Annotated in this window: 17 protein-coding genes; 14 read left to right on the forward strand and 3 right to left on the reverse strand. The window is 44.9% G+C overall.

Features of this window, described 5'->3' with window-relative positions; translation table 11 throughout:
* Positions 1-41 precede the first annotated feature (41 nt).
* The gene (gene hutZ / locus R7Z47_RS02410; protein ID WP_005375331.1) at positions 42-572 is read left to right on the forward strand and encodes a heme utilization protein HutZ; all 531 of its coding nucleotides are present in this window, start codon (positions 42-44) and stop codon (positions 570-572) included.
* Positions 573-669: 97 nt separating this feature from the next.
* Positions 670-1,206 carry an ATP:cob(I)alamin adenosyltransferase gene (locus R7Z47_RS02415; RefSeq protein ID WP_005375333.1) on the forward strand — a complete coding sequence of 179 codons (537 nt, stop codon included), beginning with the start codon at positions 670-672 and terminating at the stop codon, positions 1,204-1,206.
* Between the two features lie 80 nt (positions 1,207-1,286).
* Here the strand turns inward: R7Z47_RS02415 and R7Z47_RS02420 are convergent, their stop codons facing one another.
* On the reverse strand, positions 1,287-2,201 hold the full coding sequence (locus R7Z47_RS02420) for a chemotaxis protein (protein ID WP_033906782.1): 915 nt from the start codon (positions 2,199-2,201) through the stop codon (positions 1,287-1,289).
* A 215-nt stretch (positions 2,202-2,416) separates the two neighbouring features.
* On the opposite strand from R7Z47_RS02420, the gene ppiC reads away from it, so the two are divergent.
* The 6 genes from ppiC to R7Z47_RS02450 all read left to right on the forward strand — a co-directional run bounded on the left by ppiC (position 2,417) and on the right by R7Z47_RS02450 (position 9,472).
* Positions 2,417-2,758 carry a peptidylprolyl isomerase PpiC gene (ppiC, locus tag R7Z47_RS02425; protein ID WP_080276970.1) on the forward strand — a complete coding sequence of 114 codons (342 nt, stop codon included), beginning with the start codon at positions 2,417-2,419 and terminating at the stop codon, positions 2,756-2,758.
* Positions 2,759-3,101: 343 nt separating this feature from the next.
* Entirely contained in the window at positions 3,102-4,430 is a 1,329-nt protein-coding gene (locus tag R7Z47_RS02430; RefSeq protein WP_262606525.1) for an MATE family efflux transporter, read from the forward strand.
* A 148-nt stretch (positions 4,431-4,578) separates the two neighbouring features.
* Positions 4,579-5,340, forward strand: a complete 762-nt coding sequence (locus R7Z47_RS02435) for an ATP-binding cassette domain-containing protein (RefSeq protein WP_256913285.1) — start codon at positions 4,579-4,581, stop codon at positions 5,338-5,340.
* A 20-nt stretch (positions 5,341-5,360) separates the two neighbouring features.
* Positions 5,361-6,209: an ABC transporter ATP-binding protein gene (locus tag R7Z47_RS02440; RefSeq protein WP_262606524.1), complete on the forward strand. Its 849-nt coding sequence runs from the start codon at positions 5,361-5,363 to the stop codon at positions 6,207-6,209.
* Positions 6,199-7,713, forward strand: coding sequence for an ABC transporter substrate-binding protein (locus R7Z47_RS02445; protein WP_005441857.1), 1,515 nt, complete (start codon positions 6,199-6,201; stop codon positions 7,711-7,713). The genes R7Z47_RS02440 and R7Z47_RS02445 overlap by 11 nt, the downstream gene beginning before the upstream one ends.
* Before the next feature lie 4 nt (positions 7,714-7,717).
* Positions 7,718-9,472, forward strand: a complete 1,755-nt coding sequence (locus R7Z47_RS02450; protein WP_411913049.1) for an ABC transporter permease subunit — start codon at positions 7,718-7,720, stop codon at positions 9,470-9,472.
* Between the two features lie 177 nt (positions 9,473-9,649).
* Here the strand turns inward: R7Z47_RS02450 and R7Z47_RS02455 are convergent, their stop codons facing one another.
* Entirely contained in the window at positions 9,650-10,408 is a 759-nt protein-coding gene (locus R7Z47_RS02455) for a DeoR/GlpR family DNA-binding transcription regulator (RefSeq protein WP_005375354.1), read from the reverse strand.
* 274 nt (positions 10,409-10,682) lie between these two features.
* On the opposite strand from R7Z47_RS02455, the gene ltnD reads away from it, so the two are divergent.
* The 6 genes from ltnD (at position 10,683) to R7Z47_RS02485 (ending at position 16,822) form a co-directional block, all read left to right on the forward strand.
* Positions 10,683-11,591 (forward strand): L-threonate dehydrogenase, encoded by a 909-nt coding sequence (gene ltnD, locus R7Z47_RS02460; protein WP_064354560.1) that lies wholly within the window; start codon positions 10,683-10,685, stop codon positions 11,589-11,591.
* 25 nt (positions 11,592-11,616) lie between these two features.
* On the forward strand, positions 11,617-12,873 hold the full coding sequence (gene otnK / locus R7Z47_RS02465) for a 3-oxo-tetronate kinase (protein WP_213969429.1): 1,257 nt from the start codon (positions 11,617-11,619) through the stop codon (positions 12,871-12,873).
* Positions 12,874-12,884: 11 nt separating this feature from the next.
* Positions 12,885-13,532, forward strand: a complete 648-nt coding sequence (locus tag R7Z47_RS02470; protein WP_005385078.1) for an aldolase — start codon at positions 12,885-12,887, stop codon at positions 13,530-13,532.
* Positions 13,532-14,308 carry a 2-oxo-tetronate isomerase gene (gene otnI, locus R7Z47_RS02475; protein WP_213969311.1) on the forward strand — a complete coding sequence of 259 codons (777 nt, stop codon included), beginning with the start codon at positions 13,532-13,534 and terminating at the stop codon, positions 14,306-14,308. Before R7Z47_RS02470 ends, otnI begins: the two co-directional genes overlap by 1 nt.
* Positions 14,309-14,369: 61 nt before the next feature.
* Positions 14,370-15,329 carry a D-erythronate dehydrogenase gene (denD, locus tag R7Z47_RS02480; RefSeq protein WP_005375367.1) on the forward strand — a complete coding sequence of 320 codons (960 nt, stop codon included), beginning with the start codon at positions 14,370-14,372 and terminating at the stop codon, positions 15,327-15,329.
* Positions 15,329-16,822 carry a GntP family permease gene (locus R7Z47_RS02485; protein WP_005375369.1) on the forward strand — a complete coding sequence of 498 codons (1,494 nt, stop codon included), beginning with the start codon at positions 15,329-15,331 and terminating at the stop codon, positions 16,820-16,822. The genes denD and R7Z47_RS02485 overlap by 1 nt, the downstream gene beginning before the upstream one ends.
* Positions 16,823-17,088: 266 nt before the next feature.
* Here R7Z47_RS02485 and rcnR read toward each other — a convergent pair whose 3' ends face one another.
* On the reverse strand, positions 17,089-17,361 hold the full coding sequence (gene rcnR, locus R7Z47_RS02490; protein ID WP_005375370.1) for a Ni(II)/Co(II)-binding transcriptional repressor RcnR: 273 nt from the start codon (positions 17,359-17,361) through the stop codon (positions 17,089-17,091).
* Between the last annotated feature and the right edge of the window lie 43 nt (positions 17,362-17,404).

Raw genomic sequence — 17,404 nt, forward strand, 5'->3', positions numbered from 1 at the left:
AGGCTTAACTCGAATACTAATTAGTAAAGTCAGGTATCAATATGGATCAACAAGTTAAACAAGAGCGTTTGCAAGGTCGTTTAGGGCCAGAGATCAAAGAGTTTCGTCAGGAGCGCCGTACACTTCAGCTTGCAACTGTCGATGCAGAAGGTCGCCCGAATGTAAGCTACGCGCCTTATGTTCAAAACCAGGAAGGTTATTTCGTTCTCATTTCTAAAATCGCTCGTCATGCCCGTAACCTTTTAGAAAATCCAAATGTTTCATTGATGATGATTGAAGATGAAGAGTCTTCAAAGCAGCTGTTTGCTCGTAAGCGCTTAACTTTTGATGCAGTAGCAAATGTAGTTGAGCGAGACACAGAGATGTGGCAACAAGTTGTTGGACAAATGAAAGAGCGTTTTGGTGAGATTATTGATGGTCTAAGCCAGCTAGAGGATTTCGTGTTGTTCAACTTAAAGCCAGAATCGGGGCTATTTGTTAAAGGTTTTGGTCAGGCGTATCAAGTGTCTGGTGATGATTTAGTCGATTTTGTTCACCTTCAAGAAGGTCATAAGAAAGTCGAAAGTGCCTGATTGTAAACCGATCATATGAATGTCGATCATTTGGCATAATGAACGTTTAAAGGGAGTTAGGTTATACTGACTCCCTTTTTTATATTGGAACAAAAGCATGAAACCTGTAAGCAAGGAATTGAGCGAGATTTGCTATCCGTTTATTTACGAGGACAGTCCGGTTTGTGACTTTGAAATTACAGCAGATGAACTTTGTAGTCGTATTGGCCTTGTTCTCGCTATGGAATTGGACGAGTTTAGCCGCGATATACTGACAAGAATGCAGCCTAATGTTTATCATCTAAATGGTTCGGTTCGCGGAAAATTAGCGATTACAGAGACGGAAGTTGAAGAGTTAAAGGCCGATTATGCTTTGCTCAAGCAACGTATTGATGGCGGCTTCAAAGGCTTTGTTCTACCCGGAGGGCACCCGGCAGCCAGTCAATTGCATTTGTGCCGTTGCCAAGCTAAAAAAACGGTACGAGCATTAGTTGCCGTTGAACATACAGGTAAGAAGCAGCCCGCACCTATTTTGTTTCGTTACGCGAACTTATTAGCGAATGTACTTTACAGCCTAGCTTCTTATATTAATCATGCTCACCAAGTCAAAGAGACGGAATTCGTTTCTCGTAGTTACGCGATGCCAAAGAAGTGAGCTGAGAAATTAGCGGATGTGAGCATCAGGGATAGGACAAGCACTGCATTATATTCTCAAATCAACTCGTCCAATAAGAGTTAAGAAGTCATAGCTTTGGCTTCTAGCTCTTTTGCTCCTCGAAGCATCGCTTCGATTAGTTCTCCTGCATTGAATTTCTCAAGTGCCTCATGCGCGCCAACTTGGTGAGCTCTGTCTACACAGATTTCGCTCGATAACGATGTGTGTAAAATGCGGTATGAATGGTTCAGAGAGGAATTATTCTGAACTTCAAATGCTAACTCATAACCGTCTAATCCGGGCATTTCAATATCGCTGACCAGAATATCAATTGGGCGATGAGCCGCAGCGTCACTTTTCATCAGTTCCAATGCATCTAAACCATTTTTACAGATTTGATACCCAATATTGATGCTATCGAGCGCGTCACACAGCTGTTTACGAGCGATGGAAGAGTCATCCACCAATAGAATACTGAGTGCTTTTAGGCGTTCTCGCTCAATATCTGTCAGCATTGGTATCTTTGAATTCTCGTACTGCGGATAAATTTTGGAAAGTAGCAGTTCCACATCCAGCATTTGAACAGTTTTGTCCTCGTAGCGAGTAATTCCAGTCACGAAAATATTTTTTCCAGCGCTCGGAGGTGGCGTTTCAATAGCTTTCCAATCGCACTCAATGATCTTCTCTATACTACGAACCATAAAAGCAACCACGGTTCGCAAGCAATCTGTCACGATCAAGTAGCAGCTTTTATATTCTTCTTCACTTATAGGACGAAAGCCAACAGCCGCTGACATATCGATCACTGGTACTGTTAAGTTACGTATCGTAACGGTTCCAATGACGTGATGATGCGAGTAAGGGATCTTTGTCGTTGGCATGTACGGGACGATTTCACGGACTTTTAGCGTACCGATAGCGAAACTCTGTTGCAGGGTGAGCTTAAACATCAACATGCCCTGAGATTGATTCGCTTTGCTAATGACTTTTGCCATGAAAATAACCTTATAAACACCACCGAATTGTGTCTAATCTAATCTTATCAGACGAAGGCTTCAACCATCGGAGAGACAAATGTGAGCTTTTTAGACAATCTTTTAGAGACATAGTGATTAACTGAGCAAAACTTGTTTGTATTTTAAACTCATTATGTAGACGATTTTATATTCCTCGTGTATTGGGGCCTTTACCGCTGAGCTATTATTAAGAAATGTTTGGTCTGTTAAAAAGGATTGGGTACACTTGCGCGACCAGAATAGTGAGAGATAGATCAATGGCAAATACAGCAGCCGCATTACATATTCTTGTGAAGCACAAAGAGCAAGCGGAAGACATAATCAAGCAACTGAAAAAAGGCGCAAAGTTTCAGACATTAGCGAAGAAGTATTCAACTTGCCCGTCAGGCAAACGCGGTGGTGACCTTGGTGAATTCCGCCGTGGTCAAATGGTACCTCAATTCGACAAAGTGTGCTTTTCTGGCGAAGTGTTAACGCCGCATTTAGTTAAAACCAAGTTCGGTTGGCATGTTGTGAAGGTGCTTTACAGAACATAAGGCCTGGTATCAACCTAAACATTGTCAGATGAAACCCACAAGCATTAAATATCATCTGTACGGTCTCTTTTCACCAATCACTACCGTTATGACATGGCAGATACATTCTGATCTGCCATGCTCAACCAAACGCTAATCTTTCCAAACTAGAAACTCATTTATATGCAGTTAACTTGGCTTTTCTCATAAGTCGTTACCCTATTTCAAGCTTTGGTATGAGAATACGTTGGCTGGTTGTATCAATTATCAATGCTATTCCTTGCTGGCGAACTTTGGTTCATGTTCGGGCGCCATTCGCATATGATAGCGACCTTATAAAAATTAACCCCGTTCATTATTTAAGATGTCCCTGACTCATAAAGACTATTTTAAAATCGCATTTCCTTTCATCGTTTCTACTGTTACCCAGCCATTATTGGGGGCGGTGGACACCGCGGTGATCGGTAAACTCGGTGTGGCTGAGATGATTGGTGGTGTGGCGATCGGCACCGTCATCATGAATACCTTGTATTGGCTGTTTGGCTTTTTCCGCGTCAGTACTACCGGGCAAAGTGCAATCGCATTAGGTAAAAACAGCCCAGAGGATCAAGCGAGCAGTTTATTCCGTCCTTTCGTGCTTTCGCTCTGCCTTGGCTTGATTTTCATTGCGTTGCAGTCCGTGATTTGGATGGGGGCAGAGCTGATTATCTCCCCTGATGCAGTCGTGGCAGAAAACGCTAAGATTTACTTCGATATCATGATCTTTGGTGCGCCGTTTGTACTGCTGAACTACACCGTGATTGGTTGGTTGATGGGGCAAGCGAAAGCCAAAGAAACCTTGTTCACGCAAGTGTTTGGCAACGTGCTGAACATCGTGTTGGATATCGTCTTTGTGTTGTACTTCGATATGGGCATTGCTGGCGTTGCGGTAGCGACACTTATCGTGCAAATCTCGACGTTTGTTATTGGTGCGGTGCTGGTGTTGAAAACCTGCCGCTTCCCGCTGTTTGATTACATTCAGACCGCAAAAATGACGCGTAAAGATCTCAAAGTTATCGCGTCTTCCAATATGGATCTGCTGCTTCGTACTGTGTGTCTATTGGTGTTCTTCAACATGATGGCGCGTGTAGGCTCTCAGCTTGGTTCTGATGTGCTTGCTGCGAACGCAATCTTGATGCAAGTGACCTTTATCGTCAGCTACATGTTCGACGGTGTAGCGAACGCGTCGAGCCTCTTTGCTGGTAAAGCGGTAGGCCAGAAGAATCCAACATTGCTTGATAACGTGATTAAGCTAAACACACAATGGACCGCGGCGTTCGTTGTTGTCTTGACCTTGCTGTTGGTGCTGTTCAAACACCAAGTGGTGATGTTGTTTACCACCTTGCCAAACCTTGTTGAACTGTATTTAGACATGAGCCCTTGGTTATTGGCATTCCCGTTGGTTGCTGGTTTTGGTCTTACGTTTTACGGCATCTTTACCGGTACAGGGACGACGCGACCAGTGCGTAACTCTACCTTTCTAACCATGGTGTTGTTCTTAGTGACTCAATTTATTGCGGTGCAATATTGGGGCAACCACGGTTTATGGCTGGCATTCACTTTGTTCTACGTTGGGCGCTTTGTCTTCTTGTTCCCATACCTCGAACAAGTCAAACAAAAGTGTCAGCAATTCACACTGTCACAAACGACCTAATTTAGATGTTCTTATAACAAGGGTGGAGCCATCTGCCCTTGCTGATAAATCTGAAAAAGGTGATGAAATAACCTTTCCGACTGGTTTCCTTGCTTTAACCCGCATGATATTATTTGTGATGTTATATTATTACATTTAGTTTTATGCCGTGATTTCTCAACCAATACTCTCCGTTAATAATCTCAGCCTTACAGACTCAGAACGCACACTCTTCAAAGACATTTCTTTTGAGCTGTTTCAAGGTGAAGTTCTTGCCATTATGGGACCTTCCGGCATTGGTAAATCCATGTTGTCGAAAGCCGTCGCAGGTTTTTTGCCGTCTGATATTTGGGTAGACGGAAGTATCCAGCTTAACAGCAGTGAAGTCGCACAAACTGCCATGCTGCAACGTAGTCAATCGCAGCGTCCTGCGGTCATTTTCCAAGATGCACTTAAAGCGCTGAATCCATTGGCGTCTGTCGAGCAACAACTGTGTTTGGCATTGACGGGCAACAAAACACGCTTGTCTTCAGCAAACCGAGATACGGTGACGACCTTGTTGTCTCAACTCGGGTTTGTGGACCCAAAAGCAGCATTGGCGCAGCATCCAAGCCAGTTATCTGGTGGTCAGCGTCAGCGTATTTGTATTGCGATTGCGTTGCTTGGTAGTGCCAACTTGATCATCGCTGATGAGCCCACCAGTGCGCTCGATCCAATCACCGAAGCGGAGATCCTTGAGTTGTTTCGCAGTAGTGTTCAGCAACGCAACATCAGTGGTTTGTTGATCACGCACGATCTGTCTGCGGCTTTGGCGTGTGACAAAGTCTTGGTGATTGCGGACAACACCATGGTGGCTTATGGCGAACCATGGCAAGCCATTCAGCAAAGTTCGCATCCTTTCTGCCAACAACTTGCGCAACTGCTGCCTTAACCTCATCTTTGGAGCCTATTTTGACTAAGCACAACTTGAGCGGGCACACGCAGCCTAAATCGGCGGAAGTTCGCTTTGAGCAAGCCAGTGTTCACTATTACTCCAAACCAAGTTGGTTAGGGGGTAAACCGTTTAAAGCGCTCGAACAATTGGATCTTGCCATCGACACAAAGAACATCGCGATTGTTGGTCCTTCTGGTGCGGGTAAATCGACTTTGATTGAGCTTCTGTTCGGTATTCGTAAACCCACATCTGGTGAAGTGTATGTGTGTGGTTATCCGCTATCGCGTAGCTCGGCTAAGCAGCGCCAAGAGTTATGTCAGCACATTCAGCTGATCCCACAAGAGCCGCAATCGAGCTTGAATCCGTACTACACCGTTCGCCAGATCTTACTGGAGCCGCTAAGCAACATTGGTTTGACGCAAGAGCTTAACGAGAAGGTGGAAAAGGTCTTGGCGGATGTCGGTTTGGATCTCACATTGTTGGATCGTAACCCGCAGCAATTATCAGTTGGGCAAGCCCAACGCGTGGCTATCGCTAGAGCTTTGATTGTCGAACCTTGTGTGTTGGTTGCCGATGAGCCAACTAGCAGCTTAGACCCCGTCAGTCGTAAACAGATTCTCGACTTGTTGGCAGGCATTCAAAAAAGTCGTCAGATGCGCCTGATTTTGGTGACACATGACCTCGATGCGGCACAAACCCTATGCGATGAAATCCTAGCGTTAGACAAAGGACGTGTTGTCGAGCACGGCACAGCACAGAACGTGACAAATAACCCATCACACTTGATCACGAGAGCCTTGATGAGCGCTCAACACAAAAGTAATGAATTCACAAAAACCATTGGAGAGGTTTCTTATGCACCTTAGTACTCCCAAGTTAGCTTTGTCGCTGGCTTTAAGCGCATTGCTGACGGGTTGTTTTGACTCTGGCGAAAGCAAGCCAGAAGCGGAAAAAGCAGCTGCACCGCAAGCAACGGAAATTCGCGTTGCCATGATGCAGCCACCACGCACAGGTTTGTCACCACTTTCAGATGACGCGTTCAAACTGTCACGTTGGAGCACGGCAGAAACGTTGGTAAACCTAAACGATCAGTCGGTAGCAGAGCCTATGCTGGCAACGGAATGGGAACAAGTTGACCCGATGACGTGGCAATTTACGGTACGTAAGGGCGTGAAATTCCACGATGGTTCTGACCTTGATGCCAACGCGGTTGTGAACTCTCTACAAAAAGCATTAGATGCCGCACCTAAGCCACGTATTTTGGATGGTATCGAATGGCAAGTTCGCGCACTGGACGACTTCACTGTTGAAATCAAAACGACCTTTAATGATCCACTGTTGCCAAGCCGTCTATCTAGCCCACAGCTAGCGATCCTTTCTGGTGCTGCATATCAAGAAAATGGTCGCGTTGTGCCAATCAATGCGGGTACCGGTCCATTCGTTCTGACAGAAATCAACGGTACAACCAGCGCGAAACTGAAGCGTTTTGACGGTTACTGGGGCGAAAAAGCAAAAGTAGACAGTATCTTTGCTGAATACGTACCAAACGGTTTTGCTCGTGCTGCTGCACTACGTACCGGTGAGGCGGATGTCGTTGAAGCGGTTCCTGTATCGCAAATCGCGATGATGGAATCTTCACAGCTGCACGAAGTCGCAATGCCACGTACCAACACGCTTTACCTAAACAACAAATCAGATGTGTTTAGCCAGTTCGGTTTGCGTAAAGCAGCGGCTCAAGCGGTTAACCGTGAGCAAATCATCAAAACGGTTTACGAGAACCACGCCGATTCAGCAAAAGGTCTGTTAGGTCCAGCATTGGCATGGGCTCAACCAATTCGTGATGCGAACCCTCGTATGGAAACCATGGAAATGCGCCACGCGAACGGTGAGAAGATCACCATCGGTACATTTACCGACCGTGCTGAGTTGCCAGAAGTAGCGGTGCTGCTAAAGCAACAACTTGAAGCGGCTGGCTTTGTGGTTGAACTAGACGTTCGTGAATACGCACAAATCGAAAACGATGCACTAGCAGGTAAGTTCGATGCGTTCTTGTTGTCACGTGCAACGGTGCTGGATTCTGGTGACCCAGTGGCGTACATGCAAAGTGACTTTAGCTGTAAAGGTTCTTACAACCTAGGTCAGTTCTGCTCTGAAGAAGTGGACGCAGCATTGAAACACGCTGATCGTCAGCCATTGGGTGAGAAACGCCAACAAGCGATCATCGAAGCAGAAAGCAAAATCCTTGAGCAATACGCTGTGATTCCACTGCTTCACGAGCGTGTAATCCAAGGTGAGAGTGACCGCGTGAAGAATGCACAACGTGACCCACGTGAGCGTCGCCTGATCGACCAGTTTACTGAGGTGAACTAACTCGATGTCGTCTGTTGCCAACATGCGCTCTCGTTGGAGCGCTTGTATGCCTGAATGGTTTACGCGTTTTTTGTCGCGCTTCCTGTCACTCGGGGTAGTGGTTGTGCTGGTGGGTTTGATGCCGGATATTGCCGGTATCGACCCAAGCCAATCAATCCTCCGTGCTCGTGCGGGTGCTCAACAATTGCTGACGGCAGAAGCTCTGCAAGCAATTCGAGAAGATCTTCAACTTGACCGCAGCGCTGCAGAGCGACTGTGGGATTGGTTGACGCTTGCCATGCAAGGTGACTTAGGTGTCTCTTGGGTGAGCGGGGCATCCGTGATGGAGAGCGTTCAACAAACCGCAAAAACGTCGCTATTACTGATGCTTACAGCGTTAGGCATGGCATTTGTAATGTGCATGGCGAGCGTGCTTTACACTGTGCGTCGTTGGCAACAGAATCGTTTAGACAAACATCATGACACGCTCAGTTCGGTGTTAGTTTCACTGCCGGAATATGTGATTGCTTCATTGCTGATCATGGTGTTTTCCATCTGGTTGGGTTGGTTCCCACCCTATGGTTGGCAAGGCGTGCAAAACCTCTGGCTACCCAGTTTGGCAATGGCATTACCTGCTGCTGGCTTGTTCGGTCGCTTGCTCAATGACAGCCTCAAGCGTGTACTAGATGAGCCTTGGGTGATCACTTGGCTATCGGCGAACGTCAGTAAGTTTCAAATCTTACGCTTTGCCTTGTGGCGTGCCGTTAGTAACTTGATTCCTCAAATCGCAATGACGGTGATTGGTTTAACCGGCGGCGCGGTTGCTGTGGAACAAGTGTTTTCCATTCCGGGCATCGGACGACTAATCTTAGGTGCAGCGAAGTCACAAGATCTGCCGATGCTGCAAGGTGGCTTGTTGGTGTTACTGGTGTTCTCGATGTTGATCAGCAGTGCGAGTATTTTATTGCAACGCTGGTTACTCGGACACAGTGTCACAAGTGGCAAGTTGATCAGCAGTCACAGTACGTTCCGTTTTACCCAAAGCACTACCAAACGCATCGTCAGTGCCACAATCTTTGCCTTGCTGATTGGTTGTGCGGGATGGGCGTTAATGCGCGATCCTTACACCATCCAATTTACTCGCCTTGAATCGCCAAGCTTAGCAGCCCCGTTTGGTGCCGATGCGGTCGGGCGAGATCTGCTTGCTCGTGTTGGCGGGGGTATGATGTCGACAATCAAAATGGGCATCATCGCGACGTTCCTAAGTTTGGTGATTGGTTTGCTGCTCGGCTTTGTGACTCGTTATAGCCAAGGCTTAATTGAGATCACCAAAGGTGTGCCATACATTGTGGCGGGTCTGCTGATCGCTGGTCTAACGGGAATGAACCCAAACAGTGCCTTGATTGCGATTGTTATGGTGTCATGGGCACCATTAGCGGCGCACTGTGCGAGCTTGTTGATGGAAGCCAAAGCGCAGCCTTATACGCATCTTGCGCCCATTTGGGGAACCAATCAGTGGCGAGTACTCCGCTACTACTTGTTGCCTTATGTGCTGCCGCCATTGATTCGTCACGCGTTTCTGCGTTTGCCGTACATTACGCTCAGTCTGACGTCTCTGAGTTTTATCGGACTTGGCGTTAAGCCGCCAGAACCTGAGTGGGGCTTATTGATTGCAGAGAATCTGCCTTATATCGAGCGCTCGCCATTAGGTGTCTTACTACCAATCTCAGGCTTGGTTTTGATGGCAATTGCGGTGAATTTGATTTTTGATGACAAGTGACGAGCAGCGATAAAGCGAAGTGAGCTTCCATATCCAGATGTAATCAGTAATTTGGTAATTTAGAAAACAAAAGGATGTGTTTTCTGCCAGAAAGTACACAGCACGGTCTACGTATATTGGAAGCACCTATAAATTAACGAGTATAAAAGTTACGCGAACTCAGATGTTTAGGTAGTATTACTCTTTATACACACGTAATCCTTTATCCGTTAATTCTTGAGTGACCACTTCGGATAGGTTTCGATCGGTAATAATTCCGTCCAATTGCTCGATGTCTAATGCATGAAAGCTCGCTATCTGACCGTATTTAGTTGAGTCTGAGATCAGATAATTGGTTTGTGCCGCCTTGATGATTGCTTTTTTAACGAGAACTTTATTTTCATTAGGTGTTGATAAGCCTTTCAAGCTCCAAGATGAAGTCGAAATAAAGGCGATATCAATATTTAGCCCATTCAAGAACTCTGCGACTTTTCCACCAATGGTGGATTGGTTCTCGCGGTCAATTTTTCCCCCTGTGTGGTAAAGCTCACATTCACTGTGCGTCATAAGGAAAGCAGCAATAGAGAAGTCATTGGTGATCACTAAAAGATCATTACGATTTGCTATTTGATGGGCGATTTCTAGAGAGGTTGTTCCCGCATCCAAGTAAATCGTAGCGTCTTGACCAATTAACGTAGCCGCCAGCTTACCAATTTGAATCTTTTCATCCGCTTGTTGCTCGACCTTCGCATCATGGGAAAGTTCGGAATGTAGAGCTTGAGCGAGTTGCACTCCACCAGAAACAGAAACGACTTTACCTGAGGATTCAAGCTTCACGATATCACGACGAATGGTCATATGTGATACGCCAAGGTGGTCGGTTAAATCTGAAATGCTTAACACTTCTTGATGTGATAACAGGGATAATATGGTTCTTTGACGTTCTGCTGGGATCATAGTTTCACTTCTATATTCTTGTTTTTCAGTATCCTACCAATCTTTTCATTTGTTGTGAATATCTGTGAATTATGTTCTCAACGTTGTAAGAACAGCCTTCGCTTGTGTTAACTACCCGGAATATCTCTGCCCATAAAGAGGTATATATCACGACATTGTTAATTTGTGTGAAAAAATGTGATTCAAAGCGAGGTCTTAGTATTAATCTTCACATATAATCACATCAACCAAACAAGAATTAACAAAGTTTAATAGACCAGAAGGCATTGTTTTTATGAGTGAAGTTCAATCTGTAGGTGTTATCGGTTTAGGCTCTATGGGAATGGGCGCCGCAAAGTCATGTGTGCGTGCAGGCCTAGATGTCTATGGTTTCGATTTAAATTCTCAAGCGCTTGAAGAACTAGGTTCATTCGGTGCAAAAGCAGTTTCTACAAATGCAGTTGAGTTTGCAGATAAGCTTGATTCGGTTCTAGTTCTTGTTGTGAACGCAGCTCAAGTTAACACGGTCTTGTTCAAAACCGGTCTTGCTAAAGTGCTTAAGCCGAATACGCCAGTGATGGTTTCAGCAACCATCTCAGCAGAAGACGCAAAACAAATTGAAGCGAAATTGGCAGAACACAATCTTGTGATGCTTGATGCACCGGTATCTGGTGGTGCTGCAAAAGCAGAATTAGGTGAGATGACTATTATGGCGTCGGGAGCGCAAAGCACATTTGATGCACTTGAACCAGTACTCAACGCAACGGCAGCTAAAGTCTACAACATCGGTGAAGCGATTGGCCTAGGCGCAACTGTGAAGATTATCCACCAATTGCTAGCAGGTGTTCATATCGCAGCTGGTGCTGAAGCAATGGCATTAGCGGCACGTGCAAACATTCCTCTTGACCTGATGTACGACGTGGTGACGAATGCAGCGGGTAACTCTTGGATGTTTGAGAACCGCATGAAGCATGTAGTTGATGGTGATTACTCCCCTAAATCTATGGTCGACATCTTTGTGAAAGATTTAAACCTCGTATCGGACACAGCAAAAGATCTCAAATTTCCACTTCCTCTATCAAGCACAGCACTAAACATGTTTTTGAGTGCAAGCAATGCTGGTTTTGGTCAGGAGGACGACAGTGCCGTTATCAAGATTTTTGATGGTATTGAGCTTCCAGGTGTAGAAAACAAACAGAAATAAGCGCACGTAAAACGGAGAAAAAATGATGTTATTAGGCGTTATCGCAGACGACTTTACTGGCGCAACAGACATCGCAGGTTTTCTTGTAGAAAACGGCATGCGCACAGTTCAGCTTAACGGTATTCCAAAAGAAGAGATTGATGTAAACGCAGATGCGGTCGTGATCAGTCTTAAATCTCGCTCTTGTCCTGTAGATGAGGCAATCGAGGATTCAGTAGCTGCGCTTAAGTGGCTGCAAGCAAATGGCTGTCAGCAGTTTTACTTCAAGTACTGCTCAACGTTTGACAGCACAGCAGAAGGTAACATTGGTCCTGTAACGGATGCACTGCTTGCAGAGCTAGGTGAAGCGTTCACCATTGTATGCCCATCATTACCAGTGAATGGTCGCACAGTTTACAACGGCCATCTATTTGTATTCCAAGACTTGCTAAGCGACTCAGGTATGCGTAATCACCCTGTGACCCCAATGACTGATTCAAGCCTAGTTCGTATGATGGATGCTCAATCTCAAGGCAAATCTGGCCTGGTGAACTTCCAAATAATTGAACAAGGTCCAAAAGCGGTAATTGAGCGCTTTGAAGAGCTAAAAGTACAAGGCAACCGCTATGCAGTGGTTGATGCATTCAATGCAGAGCATCTTGTCACACTTGGCCAAGCGGCGAAGTCTCTAAAACTGGTAACTGGTGGTTCTGGTTTGGCTGCGGGTATTGCTAAGAACTGGATAGAGAACCTTGAAGATCAAAGTGATGCGAAGCAAGGGGGGAACCCTAAAAAGGCACCAACCGTTGTGTTATCTGGATCTTGTTCTGTCATGACCAACCAACAGGTCGCTGTTTACAAAGAAAAAGCGCCACACTTTGCTATTGATGTGAAGGCGTGTCTGACGGAAGAAGATTACTCAAATCAAGTGTTTGATTGGGTCATGACCAACATCGAAAGCGAGTTCGCACCACTGGTTTACGCAACCGCAGATGCAGCGGCGTTAAAAGCGATTCAACAAGAGTTTGGCGCGCATGCTTCAAGTCACGCGGTTGAACAATTCTTTAGCCAACTTGCAATCAAACTTCAGCAGCACGGTGTGAAAAATTTCATCGTTGCGGGTGGGGAAACCTCAGGGGTTGTAACCCAAAGCCTAGCCGTAAAAGGTTTTCATATCGGTCCTCAAATCGCACCAGGTGTACCTTGGGTGAAGTCACTTGAAGGCGAGCTTTCTTTGGCTCTGAAATCGGGCAACTTCGGCGATGAACACTTCTTTGCCAAAGCACAGTCGTTTTTTGAATAGGTGAGGTTGTGATGAATAAAGAATTGATGACAGAACAACAACTGCGAGAGCAAATGGTCACTATGGCGCGCTCTATGTTTGAACGTGGCTATGCGACTGGCGGCGCTGGCAACCTTTCTCTAAAGCTGCCTAATGGACACTTTCTGGCGACGCCAACTGGTTCCTCGTTCGGCCGCTTGATTGCTGAAGAGCTTTCGGTTGTGGATATTGATGGCAACCATATCTCTGGTGAAAAGCCATCAAAAGAAGTCGCTTTTCATCTGGCGATTTATCGAAATAACTCAAAGTGTAATGCGATTGTGCATCTGCATTCTACTTACTTGACGGCGCTTTCTTGTCTTGAAGGTCTAGATCGCGAGAATGCCATCAAAGCTTTTACACCTTACTTTGTAATGCGCATTGGCGAACTGCCAGTGATTCCGTACCTGCGCCCGGGCGACCCTCAGATTGCTGAAGAACTTGCGCAGCGGGCTAGTGACTACAGAGCTTTCCTCCTGGCGAACCATGGTCCAGTGATCACGGGTACGGACTTTGAAGATGCAGTGGATAACGCAGAAGAGTTAGAAGAGACAGCGAAGCTAGCGTTCATTCTTAAAGACAGCAACATCCGCTACTTAACGGATACTGAGATTCAAGACCTAAAAGGGAGAGGTAAGTAATGGCTAAATTCGCGGCAAATCTGACAATGTTATTCACAGAAGTTCCTTTTCTAGATCGTTTCGAAAAAGCAGACCAAGCGGGCTTCAAAGCGGTGGAATACCTTTTCCCATACGCATTCGAAGCGCAAGAACTAGCAAGCAAGATACAGCAGTTTGGTTTTGAGCAAGCGTTATTCAACATGCCTCCAGGTGATTGGGATGCAGGTGAACGAGGTTTTGCAGCTATTCCGGGGCGTGAGGATGAATTTAAAACGAGCGTCGAGACTGCGTTGATGTACGCCAAGGCACTGAACTGTAAAAAGGTTCACGCTATGTCTGGCATTGTTGATTCACGCTTCACTCGTGATCAGCATATTGAAACCTTTATCTCAAACATTCGTTATGCAGCGGATAAGTTTGCCGAACATGGTGTTGAGCTGATGATTGAGCCACTCAACAATCGCGATGTACCGAACTACTTTGTTGCACATCAACGTGAAGCGGTGGAACTCATCAAACAAGTGGCTCGTCCAAACGTGAAATTGCAGCTCGATCTCTATCACGCACAAATTATGGACGGTGATCTGAGTACGTTGATTCGCGATGTGGCGCCATACACAGGCCATATTCAAATTGCTTCTGTGCCTGAAAGGCACGAACCATCGGAAGGCGAACTGAATTACCCACACCTATTCAATGTTTTGGATGACTCTGGTTACCAAGGCTGGATCGGTTGTGAATACAACCCAAGGCATAGCACGCAGCTGGGCCTTAGTTGGGTTAAACCATACCTATAACAATTTTAATTTCTATCCATAAATAACTTGAAACCAATTACAAAAACAAAGGGTCGTGACTATGAATATTATCATAACTGGAGGGGCGGGTTTTCTCGGAACCCTACTTGCCAAATCACTACTAAAAGAAAACAAAGCTGAAAGTATTACTATTGTCGACATTCAAAAGTCGCGCTTAGAGGGCATTGATGACCGAGTCGTTTCTTTAGTCATGGATATGACAAAGCGAGAAAATATAGACCAAGTTATTACTGCCGAAACGACACACATTTTTCATTTAGCGGCAATTGTATCGAGCCATGCTGAGCAAGATTTTGATTTAGGCGTAGCTGTAAACCTGACGACCACACAGTTATTGCTTGAGCGTTGCCGTAAAGTAAACCCTAATATTCGTTTTACGTTTGCTTCATCTTTAGCTGTATTTGGTGGTGATCTTCCGGAAACGATTACACCAATAACAGCACTTCATCCTCAGTCATCCTACGGGACGCAAAAAGCTATAGGTGAGTTATTGGTGAACGACTATGCCCGTAAAGGCTTTGTTAAAGCTGTATCCGTACGTTTACCGACTATTTGTATTCGCCCTGGGAAACCAAACCTTGCCGCTAGCTCTTTCGTAAGCGGAATTATTCGTGAGCCTTTGAATGCTCAAGAATCAAATTGTCCTGTAGACCCTACGCTAAAACTTTGGATATCGAGCCCGTCTAGAGTGGTGGACAATATTCAATATGCAGGGCTAATGCCTTATGAGCAGTTAAATAATCTGTCCTATAGAACGCTTAATTTACCTGGTATTCAAACTACACCAGCTGAGATGATTCAAACAATGGACACTCTAATGGGTAAACAACTTTCTAATTATATTACCTATGAGCATGATGCGGGTATTGATCGTATTGTGAGTAGTTGGCCACAAAAAATTGATTGTACTAAAGAACTGGAGCTTGGATTTAAATCAGACAGTAATTTCAAGGATGTATTACAACAATTTATTTCTGTTAACAATATGGAGATTGTCTAATGTTACCAACTTCAGTAATTGGACTAATAGTAGCCGTATCAGTCCTTGTTTTTCTTGTATTACGTACAAAAGTACATGTGTTAATTGCGATGTTAATTGCGGCATGTATCGCAGGTATTATTGGTGGGTTAAGTGTTGACGACACGATTGCGACCGTTAGCAAAGGATTTGGTGGAACATTAGGCGGTATAGGGATTGTCATCGGTCTCGGCGTTATGATGGGGGCTATTTTAGAGGCTTCTGGAGCAGGAGAAAGTATTGCCTATAATTTTATAAAGTGGTTAGGAAAAAAGAAAGAAGAGGCCGCTCTTGCTGTGACTGGCTATATTGTTAGCATCCCAATCTTTGTGGATAGCGCGCTTATCATTCTTTATCCAATAGCGAAGTCTTTGTCAAAAACGTCCAATCGCTCGATTTTAACGCTTACGGTTGCTCTGGCGGGCGGCTTGGTCGTAGCGCATCACGCTATTCCGCCGACTCCAGGGCCTTTGGGCGTTGCTGGTATCTTTGGTGTCGATCTTGCCAGCATGTTAGGTTTTGGTTTGATGATCGCAGCGCCTTGTGTCATGGGTATTGTTTGGTATGCAAGATGGTTAGAAAAGCAGTTTCCTGAATTCATTCCAACCGAACATTTCTCGAAGTCTAGTGAGCAACTGATTAATGATCACAAAGAGTACATTGCAAGTAAAGAAGCGAAAGACCTACCATCTTTAAGTAAATCTATCGCTCCAATTATTATCCCTATTTTACTTATACTTGCGAAATCAGTGATGGGTTTATTAGAGGGGACTTTCGGTTTCGAAGGGCTGACTGCAACAACATTTGGTCAATTTATCGCTTTTATCGGCAGCCCTACTATTGCACTATCAATAGCGACGTTATTAGCGGTTTACACATTGGGTAATAACCTTACCAAAGAAGAAGCGAATGAAAAGATGGAACAAGGAATCTCCACTTGTGGCATCATTTTGTTAGTAACAGGAGCTGGTGGCGCGTTAGGTGCCGTATTGCGTGAAACGGGTGCGGGCGCAGAGATTGCTAACCAAGTTGCAGGGCTTCCTATTTCTGCGGTTATGATTCCATTTATTATTGCGACGTTAGTTCGTATTATTCAGGGCTCTGGTACAGTCTCCATGATAACCGCTGCTTCTATATCTGCCCCAGTTTTAGTAAATATTCCTGACGTTAACCTTTTATTCGCAGCGACGGCAGCTACGATGGGATCTCTATTTGCTGGCTACTTTAATGACTCGCTATTCCATATTGTTAATCGATTAATGGGGGTGACTGAGGTTAAGAAACAACTCATTATTTGGACTATTCCAACAACAATTGCTTGGGCTATTGGTGGTTCATTAGTAATGATTCTTAACTTATTCTTCGGATCTCATGGTTCAATCTTTGATCCCGTGTTACCACTTGCTGTACTTTTGGGGTGTGTTGCATTTACAAAATCTTACAGCGCTAAGCACGTCGAATTACAAGAGGTATAAAGGTTTACTTGTACTCTTCCATAAAGTAAAAACCTATCACAACATGTATTTTTATCAGATGGTTTAGAGATTGTTAATAGTATGAACGGCCCTATGTTTGGGCCGTTTTAGTTCTTATAAATAAACTATTTAACTTGAACCGATATAGGTTCCGTTTTCAACTTAATCAATATGAAATGGAATTGTTATTTCCCGCTTAGTAAGCGATTACCTATAAAGGATCTATTCGAGTTTAACCCTAGTGACTTTACTCTAGCGAAGTAGGGTTACTTTATATAAGAGTCCAGTACTTTTAATACGACTTCCATATCTTTTTCACGTTGAGTTTTGTCTTCCTCAAGTACGACGTGTTCAAGTAAGTGACCTTTAATTACTTCTCGCATCAAACCATTTACTGCCCCCCGAATAGCGGCAATCTGCTGCAACACATCTTGGCATTCATGCTCTTCTTCCAGCATTTTTTTAAGTCCATTCACCTGACCCTGTATTTTACTGACTCGAGTGTTGAGCTTCTTTTGATCTCTGGTTGTATGCGACATGTCTTATCTTCTTTAAGTTACGGGCCGAGTTATTCTAACTGAT

The organism is Vibrio sp. 1641, assembly GCF_033339995.1.
Classification (GTDB): domain Bacteria; phylum Pseudomonadota; class Gammaproteobacteria; order Enterobacterales; family Vibrionaceae; genus Vibrio; species Vibrio alginolyticus.